The 21,096-nt window shown below is 63.6% G+C and carries 16 protein-coding genes; 5 read left to right on the forward strand and 11 right to left on the reverse strand.

Translation table 11 applies throughout. The annotated features are described in order from the left end of the window. Nucleotides 1–252: hypothetical protein (locus EN851_RS36775; RefSeq protein ID WP_245520753.1), on the reverse strand; the 252-nt coding region annotated here is incomplete at its 3' end. Between the two features lie 251 nt (nt 253–503). Between EN851_RS36775 and EN851_RS13625 the strand changes: the two genes are divergently transcribed. Beyond that, on the forward strand, nt 504–2,480 hold the full coding sequence (locus tag EN851_RS13625; protein WP_167531484.1) for a M23 family metallopeptidase: 1,977 nt from the start codon (nt 504–506) through the stop codon (nt 2,478–2,480). A 3-nt stretch (nt 2,481–2,483) separates the two neighbouring features. Here the strand turns inward: EN851_RS13625 and EN851_RS13630 are convergent, their stop codons facing one another. Continuing rightward, nucleotides 2,484–4,049 (reverse strand): MFS transporter, encoded by a 1,566-nt coding sequence (locus tag EN851_RS13630; RefSeq protein WP_135929412.1) that lies wholly within the window; start codon nt 4,047–4,049, stop codon nt 2,484–2,486. Nucleotides 4,050–4,201: 152 nt separating this feature from the next. On the opposite strand from EN851_RS13630, the gene EN851_RS13635 reads away from it, so the two are divergent. Then, nucleotides 4,202–4,834: a TMEM175 family protein gene (locus tag EN851_RS13635; RefSeq protein ID WP_135929413.1), complete on the forward strand. Its 633-nt coding sequence runs from the start codon at nt 4,202–4,204 to the stop codon at nt 4,832–4,834. Here the strand turns inward: EN851_RS13635 and EN851_RS13640 are convergent. The 8 genes from EN851_RS13640 to EN851_RS13675 all read right to left on the reverse strand — a co-directional run bounded on the left by EN851_RS13640 (nt 4,808) and on the right by EN851_RS13675 (nt 16,595). Continuing rightward, entirely contained in the window at nt 4,808–6,328 is a 1,521-nt protein-coding gene (locus tag EN851_RS13640; protein ID WP_135883450.1) for a L,D-transpeptidase family protein, read from the reverse strand. The two genes, EN851_RS13635 and EN851_RS13640, sit on opposite strands and share 27 nt — an antisense overlap. A 150-nt stretch (nt 6,329–6,478) precedes the next feature. Continuing rightward, the gene (locus tag EN851_RS13645; RefSeq protein ID WP_135867514.1) at nt 6,479–6,844 is read right to left on the reverse strand and encodes an MmcQ/YjbR family DNA-binding protein; all 366 of its coding nucleotides are present in this window, start codon (nt 6,842–6,844) and stop codon (nt 6,479–6,481) included. A 59-nt stretch (nt 6,845–6,903) separates the two neighbouring features. Then, complete coding sequence (gene clpB, locus EN851_RS13650; protein ID WP_135929414.1) at nt 6,904–9,510, reverse strand: ATP-dependent chaperone ClpB; 2,607 nt, start codon at nt 9,508–9,510, stop codon at nt 6,904–6,906. A 220-nt stretch (nt 9,511–9,730) separates the two neighbouring features. Further along, nucleotides 9,731–10,726, reverse strand: a complete 996-nt coding sequence (locus tag EN851_RS13655) for a DUF4167 domain-containing protein (RefSeq protein WP_135929415.1) — start codon at nt 10,724–10,726, stop codon at nt 9,731–9,733. Between the two features lie 302 nt (nt 10,727–11,028). Then, a complete protein-coding gene (prmC, locus tag EN851_RS13660; RefSeq protein WP_135929416.1) occupies nt 11,029–11,907 on the reverse strand; it encodes a peptide chain release factor N(5)-glutamine methyltransferase in 879 nt (292 codons plus the stop codon). Then, nucleotides 11,900–12,979, reverse strand: a complete 1,080-nt coding sequence (gene prfA, locus EN851_RS13665; RefSeq protein ID WP_127872291.1) for a peptide chain release factor 1 — start codon at nt 12,977–12,979, stop codon at nt 11,900–11,902. Before prfA ends, prmC begins: the two co-directional genes overlap by 8 nt. 10 nt (nt 12,980–12,989) lie before the next feature. After that, on the reverse strand, nt 12,990–15,260 hold the full coding sequence (gene ptsP, locus EN851_RS13670; protein ID WP_127872290.1) for a phosphoenolpyruvate--protein phosphotransferase: 2,271 nt from the start codon (nt 15,258–15,260) through the stop codon (nt 12,990–12,992). A gap of 81 nt (nt 15,261–15,341) precedes the next feature. After that, entirely contained in the window at nt 15,342–16,595 is a 1,254-nt protein-coding gene (locus EN851_RS13675; protein ID WP_127278445.1) for an aspartate kinase, read from the reverse strand. Nucleotides 16,596–16,838: 243 nt separating this feature from the next. On the opposite strand from EN851_RS13675, the gene EN851_RS13680 reads away from it, so the two are divergent. After that, nucleotides 16,839–18,677, forward strand: coding sequence for a CHASE3 domain-containing protein (locus EN851_RS13680; RefSeq protein ID WP_135929608.1), 1,839 nt, complete (start codon nt 16,839–16,841; stop codon nt 18,675–18,677). A gap of 101 nt (nt 18,678–18,778) precedes the next feature. Beyond that, nucleotides 18,779–19,528, forward strand: a complete 750-nt coding sequence (gene ubiG, locus EN851_RS13685; RefSeq protein WP_127278446.1) for a bifunctional 2-polyprenyl-6-hydroxyphenol methylase/3-demethylubiquinol 3-O-methyltransferase UbiG — start codon at nt 18,779–18,781, stop codon at nt 19,526–19,528. 69 nt (nt 19,529–19,597) lie between these two features. On the opposite strand, the gene EN851_RS13690 is transcribed toward ubiG, so the two are convergent. Beyond that, nucleotides 19,598–20,512 (reverse strand): DMT family transporter, encoded by a 915-nt coding sequence (locus tag EN851_RS13690; RefSeq protein ID WP_135929417.1) that lies wholly within the window; start codon nt 20,510–20,512, stop codon nt 19,598–19,600. Between the two features lie 96 nt (nt 20,513–20,608). Here EN851_RS13690 and EN851_RS13695 point away from each other — a divergent pair, with 96 nt between their 5' ends. Beyond that, nucleotides 20,609–21,094, forward strand: coding sequence for a MarR family transcriptional regulator (locus EN851_RS13695; protein WP_135929418.1), 486 nt, complete (start codon nt 20,609–20,611; stop codon nt 21,092–21,094). Nucleotides 21,095–21,096 lie beyond the last annotated feature (2 nt).

Here is a 21,096-nt window from a genome sequence, read left to right on the forward strand (position 1 = left end):
CTCTTGAATTTCGCTGAGGGCAGTCTTAGAAGCAAACTTCTTCGTCGCCAGCGGCGCACCGCCCTCGTTCGTGAGGCGTATATAGTCGCCACCTACCAAAACTGTCAACACACCTTCGCAAAGTTTTTGAACTTTTTGCGACAGAAATTTTGGGCACGCTTTGTGGATAGCCGACTGCCCCAGGGGAACAGGGGATAACAGGAGGCCACGGCCACGAAGGAGCCCTATTGCCGCCGCATTGCCGTTCGACACCAAGGCCAACAAGAGAGGCGCAATCACAGCCTTGCAATGGCCTCTTTATTGAGCCTCGAAGGGGCGCGCGCGGGAGTCTTATGAATGAAGGCACGCCGCCCGCTTTTCAGAGCGCTCTATAAGAGAAGTGCACGAGGGGAATTCGACCGGGGCCCGAGGCTTCGTTGACTTAACCTGCCGTGACAGGCAAATGTCATGGCCACAACAAAAGCGACAAGCCGTCCCGCCTGGGGAAGAAGCAGCCTTTCTGGATGCCAGATACGGAAGATGTCATAGCCGAACTCGGCAATGAGCCGCCGCTTATCGCGGATGGCCGCAGCGGCCCGCCCGATCGGCGTGAGGTTTCCGCGCGCTGGCTGTCGGGAACATTCCTCACCGGCGTGACCTCGAGCGTGCTGATGGGCGTGGCGCTGTTTGCCGCCCTAGACGGGCGCCAGCAACTGGCGACCCCACCAGAGATCGCCGAACTGATTGGCCTCGCCAGCAATGGCGATTCCGGCGAAGTGGCCAAGACCACCAGGCTGGTGGCGCCGCGCCAGATTGCCAAAGCCAAGGACCGTCGTCGCATGGAAGTGTCGATGGTTACCAAGGTCGGCGACCGCGATGTCATCCACACCATGCCTTTCGTGCAGATCAAGATGGCGCTCGCCGCCGGGCACACCACTAGCCGGCCCTACCCGCCCTTCGACCCGATGCAGGTGTTCGGCAACGATAGCGACGACGGCGCCGCCGCACAGCCGGCGGCAGCGGCGTCCGCCGCTTCCGGCCAGATCTACGGCGCCAAGGTCGAAAGCGAGATGAGCCTGAAGACCGTCGATTTCCCGATCGAGACGGCCTCCTTCGACGAAAAGGGCGACCTTTCCGCCGACGAAGTTGAAAAAGTCGTGCGCGAAGCCGGCACCGACCTCAGCGACGGCGCCGTACAGGTCGCTTCGCTCCATTATGTCGACCCGCAGCGCTTCGGCGATGCTTTTGCCGAAAGCATGGCCGGCTCCTATGACGTCAAGATCGTCCCCGAAAACGTCTCCGTGGCGCCGCGCGCCAACGCTGACGACCAGGCGCCGGCTTTCGCCGAAGAAATCATCCCTTTCACCAAGGACACGGACCTCACCGAGGCCTTTGCCGATTCGGGGTACACGGGCGACGATGCCACCGGCATGGCCGAAGCGATTGCCAAGCTGCTCAACGCCCCGGCGCTCAAGGCCGGAACCGTGTTGCGCGTCGGTCTCGAGGTCCATGGTGACGCCGCCAAGGTGGTTCGCACCAGCGTCTACGACAAGGCCACGCACATCGTCACCATCGCGCTCGACGATCGCGGTCAGTACGTGCCGGCGCAGGAGCCGGAACCCAATCCCGAATTGCTGACGGCGTTCGATGACTCGTCGGCTCCGGTGGTGGTGCGCGGCAACCTGCCGAACATTTATGACGGCATCTATCGGACCGCCTATTCCTACGGCATGTCCAAGGCGATGACTCAGCGGCTGATCAAGCTGCTTGCGTCCGATGTCGACTTCCAGTCGCGGCTCAATCCCGCCGATCGCCTCGAAGTGCTGTTCTCGCAGCCCGATGGCGATGACCAGACCTCCGACAATTCCGAGCTCCTCTACGTCTCGGCGACGTTCGGCGGAACGACGCGCAATTTCTACCGTTTTCAAATGCAGGACGGCAGCACGGATTATTTCGACGAGAATGGCAGCAGCGCCCAGCAGTTCCTGCTGCGTAACCCACTGCCGAACGGCAGATTTACCTCCGGATTTGGCGCTCGCAAGCACCCGATCCTTGGCTATGTCCGCATGCACACCGGCACCGACTGGGCAGCGCCCATCGGGACGCCGATCATCGCCGCGGGCAATGGCGTCATCGAGAAGGCCGGCTGGGCCGGCGGCTATGGCAAGCAAATCATCATTCGCCACGCCAATGGCTACGAAACCTCCTACAATCACCAGAGCGCCTTCGCCAAAGGCATCGCCGAGGGCGTGCGCGTCCGCCAGGGCCAGGTTATCGGCTATCTCGGTCAGACTGGCCTGTCCACCGGACCGCATCTTCACTACGAGTTGATCGTCAACGGCACCAAAGTCGATTCAATGCGTGTGCGCTTGCCGGTCGGCAAGGTGCTGAAGGGCGACGACCTCGTCGCCTTCAAGCGCGAGCGTGAACGCATCGACGATCTCCTGAAGCAGGAAGACGGCAACTCGCTGAAGGTCGCCAGCGCCAAGATCGAAGGCTGAGTCTTAGCCTTTGTGCTGCCGAGGTTCGGCGCGCCGCGGCCACGGCAGCGCCTCGCCGGAAATCGTCATCCACGCAATGACAGCGGAAAGCAGGCATAGCAGCGCGGTTACCGAGGAGACGGCGGAAAAAGCGGCGTCGCTGGCGGCGATTCTTGCCACATCGAGTGCCGGCGAAAGTCCCGTTGGCGGCGGTTCGCCGAAGCCAGGCAGGCCGGGCCCGGCGTTTCCCTCCAGGGCATTGGCGTAGATCCAGGCAGCGAGCGACCCCATCGCCGCCACCGCGATCAGACCGCCGATGCGCGAGACGGCGTTGTTGATGCCGGAAGCCGCGCCGGTGTCCTTGTCTTCCACCGCCGTCATGATCGCGGTCGACAATGGCGACACGACCAACGCCATGCCGAGTCCCATCAGCGCCATCAACGGGAAGATGCCAGTCCAGAAATGGTGAAAGCCGGCATGGGTGAGCAAGGCCAGCCCGGCGAAGGCAATCGCCACGATCAGACTGCCGCAGGCAATTGGAAGACGTGGCCCGATCCGGTCCGACAGCTTGCCGACGGGTCCTGACAAAAGCGCGATAGCTGCGGACAGCGGCAGGAAGATGAAGCCGACCTCGGCCGTGCTCAGCCCCCAACCGGCTATCAGCAGCATCGGCAGGTAAAAAAGATTGGCCGACAGCGCGAAATAGAGGAAGAATGTCGCGACATTGGCCCCGGCGAAAGCACCGATGCGAAACAGGCTGAGGTCGATCATCGGCTCGCGCTGCCGCCGCTCGAACAGGATGAAGACCACAAGCAGCACGGCGCCGGCGGCAATCGTTGGACCGGCCATGCGGCTCTCGCCGCTGGCGCTCATCGAAGTCAACCCATAAGCGAGCGCGCCGAAGGCCAGCGTCGCAAGCGCACCACCGGCAAGGTCAAGGCTGCGTTTCTGCGTCGGCGCATCGGCCGGAATCTTGGCGAGCAGCAGATAGATCGAGATCAGGCCGAGTGGCAGGTTGACGGCAAAGATCGCACGCCAGATGCCATCGCCGAAAGCCGACAGCACCAGGCCGCCGAGCACCGGGCCGAGAGCGGTGGTCAGCGCCGAGGCCGCCGCCCAGATGCCGATCGCGCGACCGCGTTCCTTCTTCGGATAAGCCTTGGCGATGATGGCGAGACTGCCCGGCACCATGATCGCGGCGCCAATCCCCTGGAGAGCGCGAAAAGCGATCAGCACGACAGCGTTCGGCGCCAGCGCACAGGCAAGCGAGGCCGCGACGAACAGCGCAATGCCGGCCACGAAAGCACGGCGGAGCCCGAACCGGTCGCCTGCAGCACCGCCGGCGAGGATCAGCGCCGAGAGCGTCAGCGCATAGGCATTGGAGATCCACTGCGCCTCGGCAAGGCTGGCGCCGAGGTTGACGCGGATCGCCGGCATGGCGATCGCCAGGATCGACCCGTCGATGAAGCCGAGCGCCGAGGCCAGGATCGCCGCGACCAGCACATAACGCCGCTGCGATTGCGGGCAGAACGTGCCATTCGCGACCGGAGCGGTCAGCGGAACGGCGGCGGCTTCATTGGGTGAATGCATGCCACCTGATTAGACCGGCGGCGCACCGGCAACAACCAGCCAGAGACTGGTTGCCCTTGAAACCAGCCCTATTGCTAGGGATCGCATCTGCCCCGATGCAAACCGCGGCAGTCATGCTAGGTTTTCTCCAGAGCCGGGGGCAGGAGAATTCGATGAAGCGTCCACTCGAAGCCTCCGTTGAGGGGCGCGGCCGTATCGTCGGTATCACCGATGGCGTATTCGCCATCGCGCTTACCCTGATCGTGCTCGAGATCAGGGTGCCGGTGCATGAGGCGATTCATTCCGAACACGATCTGCTTGTCGCCATCGCCGCACTGGCGCCCCGCTTTCTGACCTATGCCTTAAGCTTCCTGACCCTGACCATCTTCTGGTTCGGCCAGCAGGCGCAGCATGGTTTGATCGCCAAATCCGACAGGCGGCTGGCCACGCTGAACCTGTGCTTTCTCGCCTTCATCGCGCTCTTGCCGTTCTCGACCGACTTGCTGGCCGACTTCCTCGAATTCAAGACCGCGGTGCTGGTCTACTGGGTCAACCTGCTGATGCTCGGCGTCACGCTGTTCGCCAGCTGGCGCTACGCGGATAAGAACGGCTTTGTCGCGGAAGATGTTGACGCGCAGACGAGGCGCACGGTCTATCTGCGCATCGTCAAGGCCCAGATCCTGTGGGCGGTCGGCGGCGCACTCTGCCTGATCAGCCCGCTGCTAAGCGTCGGCTTCATTCTGGTCGTGCAGTTGATCTATGCCGCGGCGCCACGCGGCTCATTGCTGCGCAACGTCATCGGCTGAAGGTCCGCCAAGGAATTCCACGGTAACGCCTGGCGACACCAGCTTGGCGAGCTCGCGCGCGTCCCAGTTCGTCAGGCGCACGCAGCCATGGCTTTCGGTCTTGCCTATCTTCGACGGCTCGGGCGTTCCGTGGATGCCGTAGGTCGGTTTGTCCAAGGCGATCCAGACCGACCCGACAGGTCCGTTGGGGCCTGGCGGAACGGTAAGAATCTTGTCGTTCTCGCCTTGCTTGAAATTGATGTTCGGATTGTAGGTGTAGTTCGGGTCGAGCGCGATGCGCGACACGGCGTGGATGCCGGTGGGCGACGGCGTGTCCGCCGAGCCGATGGTGGCCGGATAGGCTGCTACCAGCTTGCCGCCACCATCGTAGGCGTACACCTCTTTCTTGGTCTTGTCGGCGACGATGCGCACGACCGGCGTAGACACCAGCTTGCCGAAATTGGCGACCTTGATGATCGTGCCGGGGCGGTTGAAGTCGAGGCCCTTGTTGATCGACTTCAGATAGTTCTCGTCCATGTGGAAGCGCTCCGCCAGCGCCTCGGTGACAGAGGTGTAGCACATGCAGTTGAGCTGCGCCTTCTGACTGTAGTCTTCCGGGATGGAGGCGACATACGGCCCGGCTGCGTCCTCCGCCGTGATGGTGTAGTTGGCGAAGGCATCGCCGCCGGATTGCGAGAGTGCTGACTGGATGCCGACCGCATCGGTCGATTTGAGGTTGCTGCCGTTGATCTCGTTGTAGGCGGCGAGCGCCTTGTCGACATTCGAGCCGAAGCGCCCGTCGATGACGCCAGGCGAAGCACCGCCACGGTCGAGCAGCACCTGCAGCGCTGCCACATCCTGGCGTGCGCCCAGCGAAAGCGACGGGTCGACCGACGTCTTGCTGCCAGCGTTTGGCGGCAATGCCGCCTGGTCGGAGGGCGCCTGTTCCGTCGGATCTGCCGGCTGGAGAGGGTCTATCGACGCCTCGTTCAGCGGTTGGCGCTTGATGGTGCCCGGCTCTGCCGGCTGCGGCGCATCGGGATAATTGTTATCGTAATTGCCTTCGTCCTGCGGTGCCGGCGGATAGGCATCGACTGAATTGCTTCCGTCAGGGTCGTATTCGTCGGCTGGTGGCGGGATGACCCGGCCCTCTTCTTCCAGTTGCTTGCGGCGGAAGCGTGCCATGTCCTGGGGATCGTCGAGATAGTAGCGATCATCGTCGGCGGGGGCACGGCCGAGTTCTCGCATCCGCGTCTCGCGGCGCAGCGCCCGCCGGTCGAGCCTGGTCTGCGGCGGCTGGATGGCGATCACCTTGCCGGTATCGGCATCGACGATGACGCGGTTGCCCCTGGCATCGTAATAAATGTCGAGACTGCCGTCCTGGGCGAGCAGAATGCCGCCACTCTCGGCCGCGCGAACAGGCTGGGCCGCGCCGTCATGCGTCGGCGCCGCGAACGCGTTGGAAAACACCAGTCCCGCAGCAAGCGCCGAAAGGGTGAAGATAGTGCGCAGCATAGTAGCGAAACTCTCCGGTCCGTATGTGCCGCCCCCCGGCATTGTGCAGTTCGGCGAACCCCTTCGCCAGCAAACCAGTTACCCACCATATGGTTCCATCATGAACCGGGCATGAAGATGGCGGTCTTCCGACGCCTCGAGGAATATTAGCTAGCCCACGCCAAGCCCCAATTCCTTGCGCGCCTGCTTCGTCAGCTTCAGAGCAACCAGGCGATGACTCTCGCGCAAATAGTCCTTCAGCGCACCATCATCCATGCTCTGGCTTGTCTGACGCTGGATCCACTTCATGCCGCGGGAGGCAAGATAGGGCGCGGGGCGCAGGCCGGGCTGCTCCTTGAGCACGTCATAGGCAACATCGGAGCATTTGAAGGTGACGAAAAGCTGCTCACCCTGATCCCAGCCACCGATCGCAAACACCTTGGTCCCAACTTTCCAGACATGGGCGCCGCCCCATTGCACCACGTGGATCGTTGCCGGCAGCGAGCCGCAGAAGCCGTTGTAGTCGTCCAGCGTCATCCGGCCCCCCCATGATATATGAAGACGCCGCGCGCCCATACTGGACACGCGGCGTTGGATCAGGCCGCCGCCTCGGCGGCGACGATCGTCGGCCTGGAGCGGAAATTCAGCCGGTCGGAACCGGCCGTAACCTTGACCGTCGAGCCGTCGAGAATCTCACCAAGCAGGATCTTTTCCGCCAGCGGATCCTGCAGCTCCTTCTGCATCACGCGCTTCAGCGGCCTGGCACCATAAGCGGGGTCGTAACCCTTGGCCGCCAGCCACTCGACCGCCTCGGGATCCAGCGACAGCGTGATCTTGCGATCGGTCAGCAAGCTCTCCAGCCGCTTGAGCTGGATCTCGACGATGCGGTCCATGTCCTTGCGGCGCAGCCGGTGGAACAGGATCACCTCGTCGACACGATTGAGGAACTCGGGCCGGAACGATGCCCTCACCACGCCCATCACCTCGTCCCGTACGGCATCGACATCCTGGTCCTCGCCGAGATTGACCAGATATTCCGCGCCGAGATTCGACGTCATGATGATCAGCGTGTTGCGGAAATCGACGGTACGCCCCTGCCCGTCGGTGAGCCGGCCGTCATCGAGCACCTGCAAAAGCACGTTGAAGACATCGGGATGCGCCTTCTCGATCTCGTCGAACAGCACGACCTGATAGGGCCGGCGCCGCACCGCTTCGGTCAGCGCGCCGCCTTCCTCATAACCGACATAGCCGGGAGGCGCGCCGATCAGCCGGGCGACGGAGTGCTTCTCCATGTACTCGGACATGTCGAGGCGCACCAGCGCCGTTTCATCGTCGAACAGGAAGTTGGCCAAAGCCTTGGTGAGCTCGGTCTTGCCGACGCCGGTCGGGCCAAGGAACATGAACGAGCCGATAGGCCGGTTCGGATCCTGCAGGCCTGCACGCGCGCGCCGCACCGCCTTGGAAACGGCTTGCACCGCCTCGCCCTGGCCGACAACACGCTTGCCGATCTCGTCTTCCATGCGCAACAGCTTGTCGCGCTCGCCCTGGAGCATCTTGTCGACCGGAATTCCGGTCCAGCGCGACACGATATGGGCGACGTGGTCGGGCGTGACCACTTCCTCGACCATGCCGGCCTTGCCGTCCTGGGCTTCGGCCTCCTTCAGCTTCTTTTCCAACTCGGGGATCTTGCCATAGGCAAGCTCCCCGGCGCGCTGGAACTCACCCTTGCGCTGGGCAATGGCAAGGTCGTTGCGCGCCTCGTCGAGCTGCTTCTTCAGATCGGCGGCAAGCCCAAGCTTCTGCTTCTCGGCCTGCCACTTCGAAGTAATCTCGGTCGATTCCTCCTCAAGGCCGACAAGTTCCTTTTCCAGGCGGGCGAGCCGGTCCTTCGAGGCTTCGTCCGTCTCGACCTTCAGCGCCTCGCGTTCGATCTTGAGCTGCATGATGCGGCGGTCGATCTCATCCAGCGCCTCAGGCTTGGAATCGACCTGCATCCTGAGCCGCGAGGCGGCTTCGTCGACCAAGTCGATCGCCTTGTCCGGCAGGAAGCGGTCGGCGATGTAGCGGTTGGACAGCGTCGCCGCCGCCACCAGCGCCGAATCGGAGATACGCACCTTGTGGTGCTGCTCATATTTCTCCTTCAGGCCGCGCAGGATCGAAACCGTGTCCTCCACCGTCGGCTCGTCGACGAAGACGGGCTGGAAACGGCGGGCAAGGGCTGGATCCTTTTCGACATGCTTGCGGTATTCATCGAGCGTGGTCGCGCCGACGCAGTGCAGTTCGCCGCGCGCCAGCGCCGGCTTCAGCAGGTTCGACGCATCCATGGCGCCATCGGCCTTGCCGGCGCCGACCAGGGTGTGCATCTCGTCGATGAACAGGATGATATTGCCACTGGCCGAGGTGACTTCGGAAAGCACGGCCTTCAGCCGCTCCTCGAACTCGCCGCGATATTTGGCGCCGGCAATCAGCGCGCCCATGTCGAGCGCCATCAACTGCTTGTCCTTCAGCGATTCCGGCACGTCGCCATTGACAATGCGCAGCGCCAAGCCTTCCGCGATCGCCGTCTTGCCGACGCCCGGCTCGCCAATCAGCACCGGGTTGTTCTTGGTGCGGCGCGACAGCACCTGGATGGTGCGGCGGATCTCGTCGTCGCGGCCGATGACCGGATCGAGCTTGCCCGCGCGTGCGTCGGCGGTCAGATCGCGCGCGTACTTCTTCAGCGCGTCATAGCCCTGTTCGGCACTCGCCGAATCGGCGGTGCGGCCCTTGCGGACGTCGTTGATGACCTGGTTCAGCGCCTGCGCGGTGACGCCGGCCTTGGCCAGGATTTCGGCCGTCTTTGCCGATTTCTCCATGGTAAGCGCCTGCAGCAGCCGCTCGACGGTGACAAAACTGTCACCGGCCTTCTTGGCCAGGTCCTCGGCGGTCGAGAACACCTTGGCCAGCGGCTGAGCCAGATAGAGCTGGCCATTGCCACCCTCCACCTTGGGCATCGCTTCGAGCGCCGTCTCGACACCGAGCTTGACGTCGCGGACATTGCCGCCGGCGCGCTCGATCAGCGACGCGGCCAGGCCCTCGTCATCGTCGACGAGGACCTTCAGAATATGTTCGGGGGTGAATTGCTGATGGTTGCGGGAGAGCGCCATGGTCTGCGCGGACTGGATAAAGCCGCGCACGCGCTCTGAGTATTTCTCAAGGTTCATATCTGTCTCCTTCCATCACCGGCCCGCTTTGCGGCACCGGATCAGATTGCGGTGACGGACCCGCCCATTCGAGCCGGATCCCGTTCAGCCGAGATATGGTGCATGGGGCATGCTGTCTCAAGACGCATTGATGTCTGTCAATCGACAATATTCCACGTCAGCCCAAACGAAAACGGCGGGGATTTCTCCCCGCCGTTCAATGTCTTGCGGTGCCGTTCGATCAGTTGTCGATGTCGGCGATCACGGGTTCGGCGCTGCCGCCGTCGCCTGGAGCCGCGGCCGTCTTGCCCGCATCCGCATTGTCGCTGCCACCCTCGACCTGGTCGGGATTGGTGCGCGGACGGCGCGGACGCCGTGGGCGGCGAGCAGCACCGCTCTCGGCGGCCGCCTCGTTGAGTTCGGCTTGAGCGGCCAGGCCTGCCGGTGAAAAATTCTCGAACCGTGGAGCCGGCTCGGCTGCCGCCACGGTCTCGGACGGCGAAGCGGGCTCTGCCTGCACTTCAGTCTGTCCCGAGGCCTCGTTGCGCTGCTGCTGGCCGCCTTGTTCGGCCGAAGCATAGTCGCGCTGACCGTTCTGGCCGTAGCCGCCGTTAGGGCGACGATCGCGATGGCGCCCGCCATTGTTGTTGTCGCGGCCGCTGTTGTTACGCCCGCCATTGTCGCGCCCGCTATTGTCACGATTGTCGCGACCGTCCCGGTTTAGCGCAACCTCAGCCGGCATGCCCTCGATCACCGGCTGCGGGCCAGCGCCGTGGTTGACCACGGGAACCTGTGGATCGGAACCAGCATTGCCGGTGCTAATGGACGCCCCACTGTTGCCAGCCCCACTGTTGCCGGCCCCGCTGTTGCCAGCATTGTCGAACTCGTCGCGATCCTCATCGCCGTCCTCGTCGAACTCGTCGCGGTTCTGCTGGACGTTCTGGATCGGCATCTGCGCCTGCGCGGCGGCGATGATGCGGTTGTAGTGTTCGGCGTGCTGGAGATAGTTTTCCGCCATCACCCGGTCGCCGGAGCTTTGCGCATCGCGGGCCAAGGTGGCGTATTTTTCGGCGATCTGCTGAGCCGATCCACGGATCTTCACGTCCGGGCCGTTGCTCTCGTAGTTGCGCGTCAGGGGATTTGGTCCCTTGCGGTTGTTGTTATTGTTATTGTTATTGCCGCCGCCGCCATTGTTGTTGCGACCGCGCATGCGCCTGTTCTGCTGTTGTGGCCTCATTAGACTCTCTTCATAGTGAAATTTTCGAAAAACTCTTCACGAACGGAGGCGCTCATGCAGCCAGCCGTTTCGTTTCTTCACCGGCGTTCGCCCGCATCGATTGCGTTGGCGCCACGTGCCATCCTGTTCCGGTTACATCACTTGCCGGACGATTCCCGCACGAAGCTTGGGCGTCGTTTGCGCAAGAAGGCAGCTATTTCCAAGGAAACCGAATCGCTAAGAGCACTGCCTGCTTCGTCTCATCCGGTAAGGCGACCCTAGCTGCATTCCCCGGCATTGCCAAGCGGTTTTTTCGCACTGCGTCAAGGTGTTGCCCGTTGAAAAACAAGAACCCTGTCGTTTCCGCCGAGATCGCCAAACACCTCGCCGCCCGCGTAACCGGCCGCGCCAAATATATCGTTGACCTCGTTGCTTTGCGTGTGGCCGATCTCGACCGCAATCCTGCCTTCGGCTTCCAGAAACCTTGCCGCCTCGGCGGCGATGATCCTGTAGGGGTTCAACCCATCCACGCCGCCATCCAAGGCCAGGCGCGGGTCGAAATCGCGGACTTCGTCCTGCAGATTTCCAATGTCTTGCGAAGGTATATAGGGAGGGTTTGCGGCAATTACATGGTATCGGCCGGAAACTTTTTCGAACCAGTTCGACTGAACCGTCGTGAACCGGCCGCCGAGCCCGAATTGCCCGGCATTGCGGGCCGCCATTGCCAGCGCGCCGGCGGAAATGTCGACGCCGGTGGCGGTCGCGGCAGGCACGACGCTCAGCAGCGCCAGGGCGATGGCACCCGTGCCCGTGCCGAGGTCGAGGATGCGGCATACCCCCTCGCGTGCGGCCACCGCCTTGACGAAGGGCAGCACCGCCTCGACCAGTGTTTCGGTGTCCGGCCGCGGTTCCAGCGTCTCCGGTGACAGCATCAGGCGCAAACCGTAGAATTCGCGATAGCCCAGGATGCGATGCACCGGCTCGCCACCGGCTCGCCGTCTCAGAGCGTCATCGATCGCGGCGATGGCGTTTGCTTCGATCATGCGTTCGGGGTCGGCGATGGCCTGCGTACGCGTCGTGCCGGAATAGTGCTCGACGATCAGCCGCGCATCGAGCGCGGGATCGTCGACACCGGCCGCGGCAAGCCTGGCCCGCGCTTTCCGCAGCAGCGGCCCCAGCGCCTCGGGCGGATGCTCAGCCATCGAGGCCGATATCGGCCAGCAGCTTCGACTGGTGATCGGCGATCAGCGCGTCGACGACTTCGTCGAGTTCACCCATCATCACCCGGTCGAGCTTGTAGAGCGTCAGGTTGATGCGGTGGTCGGTGACGCGGCCTTGCGGAAAATTGTAGGTGCGGATGCGCTCCGAGCGGTCGCCGGAGCCGACCTGCGACTTGCGCGATTCGGAACGCTCCTCGTCCGCCTTGCTGCGCTCCATGTCATAGAGCCGGGCCCGCAGGATCTGCATGGCCTTGGCCCGATTCTGGTGCTGCGACTTCTCCGCCTGCACCACCATGATACCGGTCGGCAGATGGGTGATGCGGACCGCCGAATCGGTAGTGTTGACGTGCTGGCCGCCGGAGCCCGAGGCACGCATCGTGTCGATGCGGATGTCCTCGGCTCTGATGTCGATATCGACCTCTTCCGCTTCCGGCAGCACGGCGACGGTGGCGGCGGACGTGTGGATGCGCCCGCTGGCCTCGGTTGCAGGCACACGCTGGACGCGATGCACCCCGGACTCGAATTTCAGATGGGCGAACACACCCTTGCCCGAGATCGTGGCGATGATTTCCTTGAAGCCGCCGGCATCGCCGTCGCTCGCCGATACCGTTTCGAACCGCCAGCCGCGTTCGGCGGCGTAGCGCTCATACATGCGAAACAGGTCGCCGGCGAAGAGCGCCGCCTCATCGCCACCGGTGCCGGCGCGGATTTCGAGGATGGCGTTCTTGTCGTCGGCGGCATCCCTGGGCAGAAGCAGGATCTGGATGTCCTTCTGCAGCGCCTCGATGCGATCTTCCACTCCAGGCAGATCGGCTTCGGCGAGCGCCCGCATCTCGGCGTCGGTGCCCTTGTCGGCGAGCATCGCTTCGAGGTCGGCCTGCTCCTGCTCGGCCGAGCGCAGTTCCCTGACCTTGGCCACCATGTCCTGTAACTCGGCATATTCGGATGCCATCTTAACATAGGCATCCGGCGTCGGTCCGGCCGACATCTGCGCCTCGAGCATCTCGAAACGCTTGACGACTTGATCCATACGATCGCGGGGCAAGTTGACCATGATGCGGGTGCTACAACGGGATCGAGCGGTCGTCGGCGAAGGCCTGCAGCAACGCCCGCATCGGCAGCCCTTGCGCCGGCGCCATCAGATTGTCGTCGAAGAAAGCCTTCAGCTCCTCCAGCGGCAGCTCCGTCAGCATCGCCTTGACCGGGCCGATCGAGGCTGGCGACATCGAGATCGAGCGGAAACCGAGGCCAATCAGCGCCATCGCCGAGATCGGCTTGCCGGCCAGTTCACCGCATAGGGTGACGGGCGTATGATTGCGCGCGCCGGCGTCGGCGATCTGCTTGAGCACCCGCAGGAACGGCGCCGACAGCGTATCGAAGCGGTTGGCCAGTTGCGTATTGCCGCGGTCGACCGCCATGACGAACTGGAACAGGTCGTTCGACCCGACCGAGACGAAGTCGACCGCCTTCATCAATTCGTCGAGCTGGAACAGAAGCGACGGCACTTCCAGCATGGCGCCCAGTTTGAGACTGGTCGGCAGATGGTGGGCGAAGCGTGAGAGATGCCGCACCTCGCGGTCGATGATTTCGCGCGCCTGGGCGATTTCGCCAAGCTCGGTCACCATCGGCAGCATCAACTTGAGTTCGCGCCCGCCGCTGGCCTTGAGCAAGGCGCGGATCTGGGTGCGCAGCAAGCCTGGCCGGTCGAGCGTCAGGCGGATCGCGCGCCAGCCGAGCGCCGGATTCTCTTCCTGGATCGCGCCCTTAAAGTAGGGCAGCACCTTGTCGCCACCGATGTCGATGGTGCGGAAGGTGACCGGCTTGCCGCGCGCCGCTTCGAGCACGTCGCGATAGAGTTTTTCCTGGGCTTCGGCGCGTGGAAAGGTCGAGGCGACCATGAATTGCAGTTCCGTGCGGAACAGGCCGATGCCGGCAGCGCCCGCCTCCGCCAATTGCGGGAGGTCGACGGCAAGCCCGGCATTCATCAGCAGATCGACCTGGACACCGTCCCTGGTCGTCGACGGCTTCTTGCGCAGTTCGCGGTAGACTTCCTGCCGGCGCGCCCGGAACCGTACTTTTTCGGCATAGGCGGCTTCAAGATCGGATTGCGGCCGCAGATGGATCGCACCCTCCTCGCCGTCGACGATGATGGCATCGCCGTTTTCCGCCATGGAAACGGCGCCCTTCATCTGGCCGGCAACGGGAATGCCCATGGCGCGCGCGACGATGACGACATGGCTGGTCGCCGCGCCATCCTCGAGCACCAGGCCACGCAGCTTGTCGCGGGGGTAATCGAGCAGTTCGGCGGCGCCCATCGAGCGGGCGACGATGATGGCGTCCTTCGGCAGCGAGGCCGCGACATCCTCGGGCCCGCGGCCCATCAGCTGGCGCAACAGCCGGTTGGCGAGATCGTCGAAATCGCTCATCCGCTCGCGCAGATAGGGATCGGTCATGTGCAGCATGCGGGCGCGCATGTCGCTCTGCACCTTTTCCACCGCCGCTTCCGCTGTCAGGCCATTGCGGATCGCCTCTTCCAGCCGCCGCACCCAGCCGCGGTCGTTGGCGAACATGCGGTAGGCTTCCAGCACCTGGCGATGCTCGCCCTCGAAGGCGACGTCGCGGCGCTCCAGCATGTCGTCGATCGAGAGCCTGAGCGAACCGAGCGAGGCTTCGAGCCGGCGGACCTCTTCCTCGCTGTCCTCGTTGAACAGATTGGTGACGACGATGCGCGGCTCGTGCAGCACGACGTGACCAAGTCCGACGCCGTCGTTGAAGGACAGGCCGGTGAAGCTGACGGGCCGGCGCAGGTCGAGTTCGAGGCCCGGCCGGGTCAGCCGCGCCAGATCGCCGGTGGCGATCATCTCGGCGATGACCATGGCGGTGGTTTCCAGCGCCTCGACCTCGTCGTCGCGGTAGTGGCGCATGGTCTTGTTCTGGACAACCAGGACGCCGAGCGTACGCCCTGCCCTGAGCACCGGGACGCCGAGGAAGGAATTGTAGATCTCCTCCCCGGTCTCCGGCAAGTAGGCGAAGGCCGGATGTTCCTGTGCGTTGGACAGGTTGAGCGGCCTGGCACTCGCCGCGATCGTACCGACCAGGCCTTGTCCCAGCCGCAGTTGCGCGAGGTGGACAGCGTTCGGGTTCAGACCTTCGGTGGCGTAGAGTTCGAGCACCGAATCGGCGCGCAGCACATAGAGCGAGCACACTTCGGCGACCATGTTGGAGGCGATGTCGCGCACGATGCGGTCAAGCCGCTCCTGCGGCTCCAGCGGCTCCTGCATGAGCTCGCGGAGCCGTTTCAGCAAAACGCGCGGGCCGCTGGCCTGGTCACGCATCGCGGCTTCTTCTCCAATGAAACACTTGCCGCCGCAGTTTCCGCCGCGGCCGGCATGCACGCAACAACTGATTCAGTCTTGCTACTGCTTATCGAGACCGTAGACGGAATGCAAAGTGCGAACCGCCAGTTCGGTATACGGACCGTCGATCAGTATCGAAATCTTGATCTCGGAGGTGGTGATGGCGCGGATGTTGATCGCCTTGTCGGCCAGCGCCTTGAAGGCGGTGGCGGCAACACCCGCATGGCTCCTCATGCCGATGCCGATGACCGAAACCTTCGACATGCCGGCTTCCGACTGCACGACATCGTAGCCGATCTCGGCCTTCAGCCGGTCGAGCACGGCCAGCGCCTTGTCGACGTCGCCCGACGGCACGGTGAAGGTCATGTCGGTCAGCTTGCCGTCCTCGGAGATGTTCTGGACGATCATGTCGACATTGATGTTGGCCTCGGCCAGCGGGCCGAAGATGCCGGCGGCGACGCCTGGCCGGTCGCCGACACGGCGCAGCGAAATCTGCGCCTCGTCCTTGGCGTAGGCAATTCCGGTGACGACCTGCTGTTCCACGATCTCTTCCTCGTCGCAAATGAGCGTTCCCGGAGGATTGAGCAAATCCCCCATTCCGGGCGCATCGGGATCGTCGAAGGACGACCGCACGAAGGTACGTACCCTGTGCACCATGGCAAGCTCGACCGAACGCACCTGTAGAACCTTGGCGCCGAGCGAGGCCATTTCAAGCATTTCCTCGAAGGAGATCTTGGCCAGCCGGCGCGCCTTCGGCTCGATGCGCGGGTCGGTGGTGTAGACCCCGTCGACGTCGGTGTAGATGTCGCAGCGGTCAGCCTTGACCGCTGCGGCGATCGCCACGGCGCTGGTGTCGGAGCCACCGCGGCCAAGCGTTGCGATGCGGTTGTCCGGTCCGATGCCCTGGAACCCGGCGACGACCGCCACCTGCCCCTCGCCGAAGCGCTTGACCAGGAAGGCGCCGTCGATGTCGAGGATGCGCGCCGCGCCATGCGCGTTGTCGGTCTTGATCGGGATCTGCCAGCCCTGCCAGGAACGCGCATGCACGCCCATGTTCTGCAAGGTGATGGCAAGCAGGCCAGCCGTGACCTGTTCGCCGGAAGCGACGACCGCGTCATATTCGCGTGCGTCGTGCATCGGCGAGGCCTCGCGCGTCCAGCCGACCAGTTCATTGGTCTTGCCGGCCATCGCCGAAACCACCACCGCCACCTCGTGGCCGGCATCGACCTCGCGTTTGACGTGACGCGCCACGTTGCGGATGCGGGCGATGTCGGCGACGGAGGTTCCGCCGAATTTCATCACGATACGCGCCATGGAAGCGAAATGCCTTTGACTGGAGTGGCCCGGGGCCGAAAACGGAAGAAAAGCGCCCGGCTTGCGCCGGCCGCTGGATGCGCGGCCTCCTTAGCCAAATGAGGAAGGTTTCGCAAGGCTGACGGCGGATTGCGCAACAATACGACATATTGCCTTCCAGGCCGGCGCCGCTTACCAAATGCTTGCCTGCGGGGAATTCCTTTTGGTTCGGCATAACAGATGATTGCTCGTCTTCGTCGCGCCATGCGATTGCAATCGCTCCCGATTGTCGCCGGCTTCGCCGTGCTGGCGCTGATCGTCGGCGCCCGTACCGTGCTCGTCGAGAGCCAGAGGGCCAATCGTGCCGCCGCGCGCGAGACAATCGAATATCAGGAGCAGCTTTCCGGGCTGCTTTCACTGGCGCAAGACGCCGAGAGTGGTCAGCGCGGCTACCTGCTCACCGGAGAAAAATCCTATCTGGAGCCTTACCGGAAGGCCGTCGAGGCAATTCCCGGACAACTGGCGCGGATCGAGAGCGCGGCCGCTCCCGACGATCGGATCGTCCAGCAGATCAGCCACATCAAGGAAGCGCTTTCGCAAGAGCAGGCTGAGCTGTCCCAGACGATAGCCCTCTATGATCGAGGCGATGCGGCAAAGGCCCTGCAACTGGTCCGCAGCGGCCAGGGCAAGGCCGCCATGGACGAAATCCGGGCCAGCATGGACACGATCCGGCGTATTGGCGCCGCCGCCGTGGCCGCGCGCGACGAGCATACCGATCGGGTCGAGGCCTGGTTGCGCATCGGCTCGCTGGCTGCGTTGCTGGCGATTTTCCTGCTTGGCGTCTACACCATCCGTCAATCCCGCCGCCGCTTCCGCGATGTGGTCGCCGTCCAGGAAGAGCTGATGCGCAAGAACATCGAGCTCGGCAACGAGATCCAGACGCGGGAAAAGGCCGAATCCCAGATACGCCAGATGCAGAAGATGGAAGCCGTCGGGCAGTTGACCGGTGGGATCGCTCACGACTTCAACAACATGCTGGCGGTCATCCTCAGCGCCATGAACCTTGCCCAGCGCAAGCTGAAACGGGGCGAACATGACATTGAAAAGCTTGTCGAGGCCGCGACGGACGCGGCCAGCCGTGCCGCCGATCTGACCTCCCGCTTGCTTGCCTTCTCCCGCCTGCAGCCTTTGGCGCCGCAGGTTGTCGACACCAACCGGCTGTTGACCGGCATGTCAGATCTTCTGCGCCGTTCCTTGGGCGAAGGCATCCGCATCGAAACCGTGCTGGCGGGCGGCCTGTGGAAAACCCATGCCGATCCTTCCCAACTTGAGAACGCGATCCTCAATCTGGCCGTCAATGCCCGCGATGCCATGGATAATGACGGCAAGCTGACCATCGAGACCGTCAACAGCCACCTCGACGAGGCTTATGCATCGACGCATGCCGAGCTCGCACCTGGCCAATATGTGATGATCGCGGTAACCGACACCGGTGCGGGCATGTCGCCCGAGGTCATCGCCAAGGCCTTCGAGCCCTTCTTCACGACGAAGCCGGCCAACAAGGGCACGGGACTTGGGCTGAGCCAGGTGTTCGGCTTCGTCAAACAGTCGGGCGGCCACGTCAAGATCTACTCCGAGCCCGGCGAAGGCACGACGATCAAGATCTATCTGCCCCGGTTTTTCGGACCAGAGGAGCCGGCATCGCCCACAGGGCGCGGCAAGAGCGCCGCCAAAGTCACCGAGACGATCCTCGTCGTCGAGGACGACGCCCGCGTGCGGGCTGCCACGACCGACGTCATGCGCGAACTCGGCTACACCGTCATCCATGCGGCAGGTGGACCGGAGGCCCTTGAGAAGCTCGCCGCGACACCCGGCATCGCCCTGCTTTTCACCGACATCGTCATGCCGGTGATGAATGGCCGCAAGCTCGCCGAAGAAGCGCTCGCGCGCCAGCCCGGATTGAAAGTCGTCTTCACCACCGGCTTCACCAGGAACGCCGTGTTCCACAACGGCGTGCTCGACCATGACGTGCACTTCCTGGCCAAGCCGTTCACCATCGAGCAGCTGGCGGCCAAGCTGCGCGACGTGCTGGACTCGAAATAGGCTGGCCTTTGGTCGGCCAGTCACTTTGTCAGCATTGAAAATTGTTGCCTTGACATTCGATGCCTCACGCCCGACTTCGTAGCGTCCGAGGAGACCAACCTATGCCTGAGCCCCGACGATCGACGATCGATGCCGGAGAAGTGGAACGCTTTTCCGCCCTTGCCGCCGAATGGTGGAACCCGAACGGCAAGTTTCGTCCGCTGCACAAATTCAATCCGGTCCGGCTTTCCTATATCCGCGACCAGATCGCGGCGCGCTTCGGTCGCGACCCGCGCGCGGCGCGGCCGTTCGAAGGCCTGCGTATCCTCGACATTGGCTGCGGCGGTGGCCTTTTGTGCGAGCCGATGGCGCGGCTCGGCGCCGAGGTGATCGGAGCGGACGCCTCCGAAACGAACATCGAAGTGGCGAAACTGCATGCCGCCGAGGGCAATGTGAGCATCGACTATCGCGCCACGACGGCGGAAGATCTCGCCGAGGCCGGCGAAAAATTCGATGTCGTCCTCAACATGGAAGTGGTCGAACATGTCGCCGACATCGACCTGTTCGTCGCCAAATGCGGCGAGATGGTCAAGCCCGGCGGCATCATGTTCGTGGCCACCATCAACCGCACGCTGAAGGCGCTCGGCCTCGCCATCATCGGCGCCGAATATGTGTTGCGCTGGCTGCCGCGCGGCACTCATCAGTTCGGCAAGCTGGTGCGCCCGGAGGAGCTGGAAAAGGCGCTGGACGGCGCCGGCCTGACCATCATCGACCGCACCGGCGTCACCTACAATCCGCTTGCCGACCGCTGGGCGCGGTCGAAGGACATGGACGTCAACTATATGGTGCTGGCGGAAAAGGGATCGGTCTGATCAGCCAAATCCTCAGCCTCAGCCGCCGCCGATACCCACTGCCGGAGCCGGCGGCGGGGCTAAAGAAACTTAGGCGGGCTGGCTCTGCGCCCTCGTAGCGGTCTGGCTCTGCGCCTTGGTGGTGATGAACACGCCGGCGGTGATGATGACCGCGCCGACCCAGGTCAGCAGTTGATAGTGCTCGCCAAGGAAGATCGTACCGGCAAACAGCCCGACGGCCGCAGCGACATAGCCGATCTGGCTGAGATAGACCGGACCGCCCACCGCCTGCAGCCGGAAGAAGAAAGCAAACATCGCCGATGCCGAGGCCATCTGTGCCACGAGGATGAGCGGCACGGTGCCGAGCTGGGCGAAGGCCTTGCCTCCAAGCAAGGTCAGGATGCCGACGAGCAGCATCGCCGCGGACGCCAGATGGCTGCCGACCGCGAGTTCGATAGGACCGGTTCCTTCCGGCCAGTCGATGGTGCGATAGATGTTGCCGGCGGCAAGGCTGACGGGAATGAGCAGACCCATGATGACCCAGAAGACATCGGCCGGCTGGCCGGCCTCGCCACGCGTCACCGCCACCATGACCGCGCCGACGAAACCGACGGCGATGCCTGATATGCCCAGCATGTTGGGCCGCCGCACGCCGAGCAGGATCGACAACACCAGCGTGACGACGGGCGACAGCGTGAACATGATGCCGGTGTAGCCGGCGCCCAGGTGCGGTATGGCCGAGAACATCAAAAGGTTTGGCACGGCATAAGACACTGCGGCGGTGACGAAGAAATAGCGAAGCTTGTGCGCCGTGAGCCGGATGCGCTGGCCGCGCAGCAGCAATACGACGAGAAGCACGCCGCCGGCGCCGAGCGAGATGACGAAGGCCCAGACCATGGCCGGCACGCCGGCCGCCGTGGCGAGCTTGCCGAAAGGCAGCGTCAGGCCAAGCAGCCCCCCGGTGACGATCAGCAGGCCGAGCGCCGAATCCCAGAGAAGTTTCATGATCGATCCCTGTCCGCACGGCCCTTGGCCGGCATTGCATCTTGGGATAAGATAATGGAAAGATTCTTAACGTCAAGATACATTACGGTGAGATAGATGGACCGTGCAGGGAAAGCCATCGAGCAGTGGAAGCGGGAGCGGCCGGACCTAGACGTATCACCGATGGCCGTGATCGGGCGCTTGAATGAGGTCTCCTCGCTGATCGCCCGCGACCGCCTTGCGCCGCTCTTTGCCCGTTTCGGATTGCAGGCGGGAGAGTTCGATGTGCTGGCGACGCTGCGCCGCTCAGGCTCGCCTTACGCGCTGACGCCGACGGCGCTTTACGAGGCGACGATGGTGACCTCCGGGGCCATGACCAACAGACTGGATCGGCTCGAAACATCCGGCTTGATCCAGCGCGGGCCACACCCCAACGACCGGCGCGGCATCATCGTGCGGCTGAGCGACAAGGGCCTTGCGCTGATCGACGAGGCTGTCACCGCCCATGTGGCGAACGAGCATCAGATCCTGTCCGGCCTGACGCTGACCGAAAGAGAAACACTTTCGCGTCTGATGGAAAAACTGATCAGCAGCGTGAGCTAAGT

The sequence above is a fragment of the Mesorhizobium sp. M8A.F.Ca.ET.208.01.1.1 genome (assembly GCF_004791315.1).
Taxonomy (GTDB): Bacteria; Pseudomonadota; Alphaproteobacteria; order Rhizobiales; family Rhizobiaceae; genus Mesorhizobium.

Bases quoted from the DNA above. Each gene is read 5' to 3' on its own strand.
- EN851_RS13625 (WP_167531484.1), top strand. From the start codon at position 504: ATGCCAGATACGGAAGATGTCATAGCCGAACTCGGCAATGAGCCGCCG.
- EN851_RS13630 (WP_135929412.1), bottom strand. From the start codon at position 4,049: ATGCATTCACCCAATGAAGCCGCCGCCGTTCCGCTGACCGCTCCGGTC.
- EN851_RS13635 (WP_135929413.1), top strand. From the start codon at position 4,202: ATGAAGCGTCCACTCGAAGCCTCCGTTGAGGGGCGCGGCCGTATCGTC.
- EN851_RS13640 (WP_135883450.1), bottom strand. From the start codon at position 6,328: ATGCTGCGCACTATCTTCACCCTTTCGGCGCTTGCTGCGGGACTGGTG.
- EN851_RS13645 (WP_135867514.1), bottom strand. From the start codon at position 6,844: ATGACGCTGGACGACTACAACGGCTTCTGCGGCTCGCTGCCGGCAACG.
- clpB (WP_135929414.1), bottom strand. From the start codon at position 9,510: ATGAACCTTGAGAAATACTCAGAGCGCGTGCGCGGCTTTATCCAGTCC.
- EN851_RS13655 (WP_135929415.1), bottom strand. From the start codon at position 10,726: ATGAGGCCACAACAGCAGAACAGGCGCATGCGCGGTCGCAACAACAAT.
- prmC (WP_135929416.1), bottom strand. From the start codon at position 11,907: ATGGCTGAGCATCCGCCCGAGGCGCTGGGGCCGCTGCTGCGGAAAGCG.
- prfA (WP_127872291.1), bottom strand. From the start codon at position 12,979: ATGGTCAACTTGCCCCGCGATCGTATGGATCAAGTCGTCAAGCGTTTC.
- ptsP (WP_127872290.1), bottom strand. From the start codon at position 15,260: ATGCGTGACCAGGCCAGCGGCCCGCGCGTTTTGCTGAAACGGCTCCGC.
- EN851_RS13675 (WP_127278445.1), bottom strand. From the start codon at position 16,595: ATGGCGCGTATCGTGATGAAATTCGGCGGAACCTCCGTCGCCGACATC.
- EN851_RS13680 (WP_135929608.1), top strand. From the start codon at position 16,839: ATGCGATTGCAATCGCTCCCGATTGTCGCCGGCTTCGCCGTGCTGGCG.
- ubiG (WP_127278446.1), top strand. From the start codon at position 18,779: ATGCCTGAGCCCCGACGATCGACGATCGATGCCGGAGAAGTGGAACGC.
- EN851_RS13690 (WP_135929417.1), bottom strand. From the start codon at position 20,512: ATGAAACTTCTCTGGGATTCGGCGCTCGGCCTGCTGATCGTCACCGGG.
- EN851_RS13695 (WP_135929418.1), top strand. From the start codon at position 20,609: ATGGACCGTGCAGGGAAAGCCATCGAGCAGTGGAAGCGGGAGCGGCCG.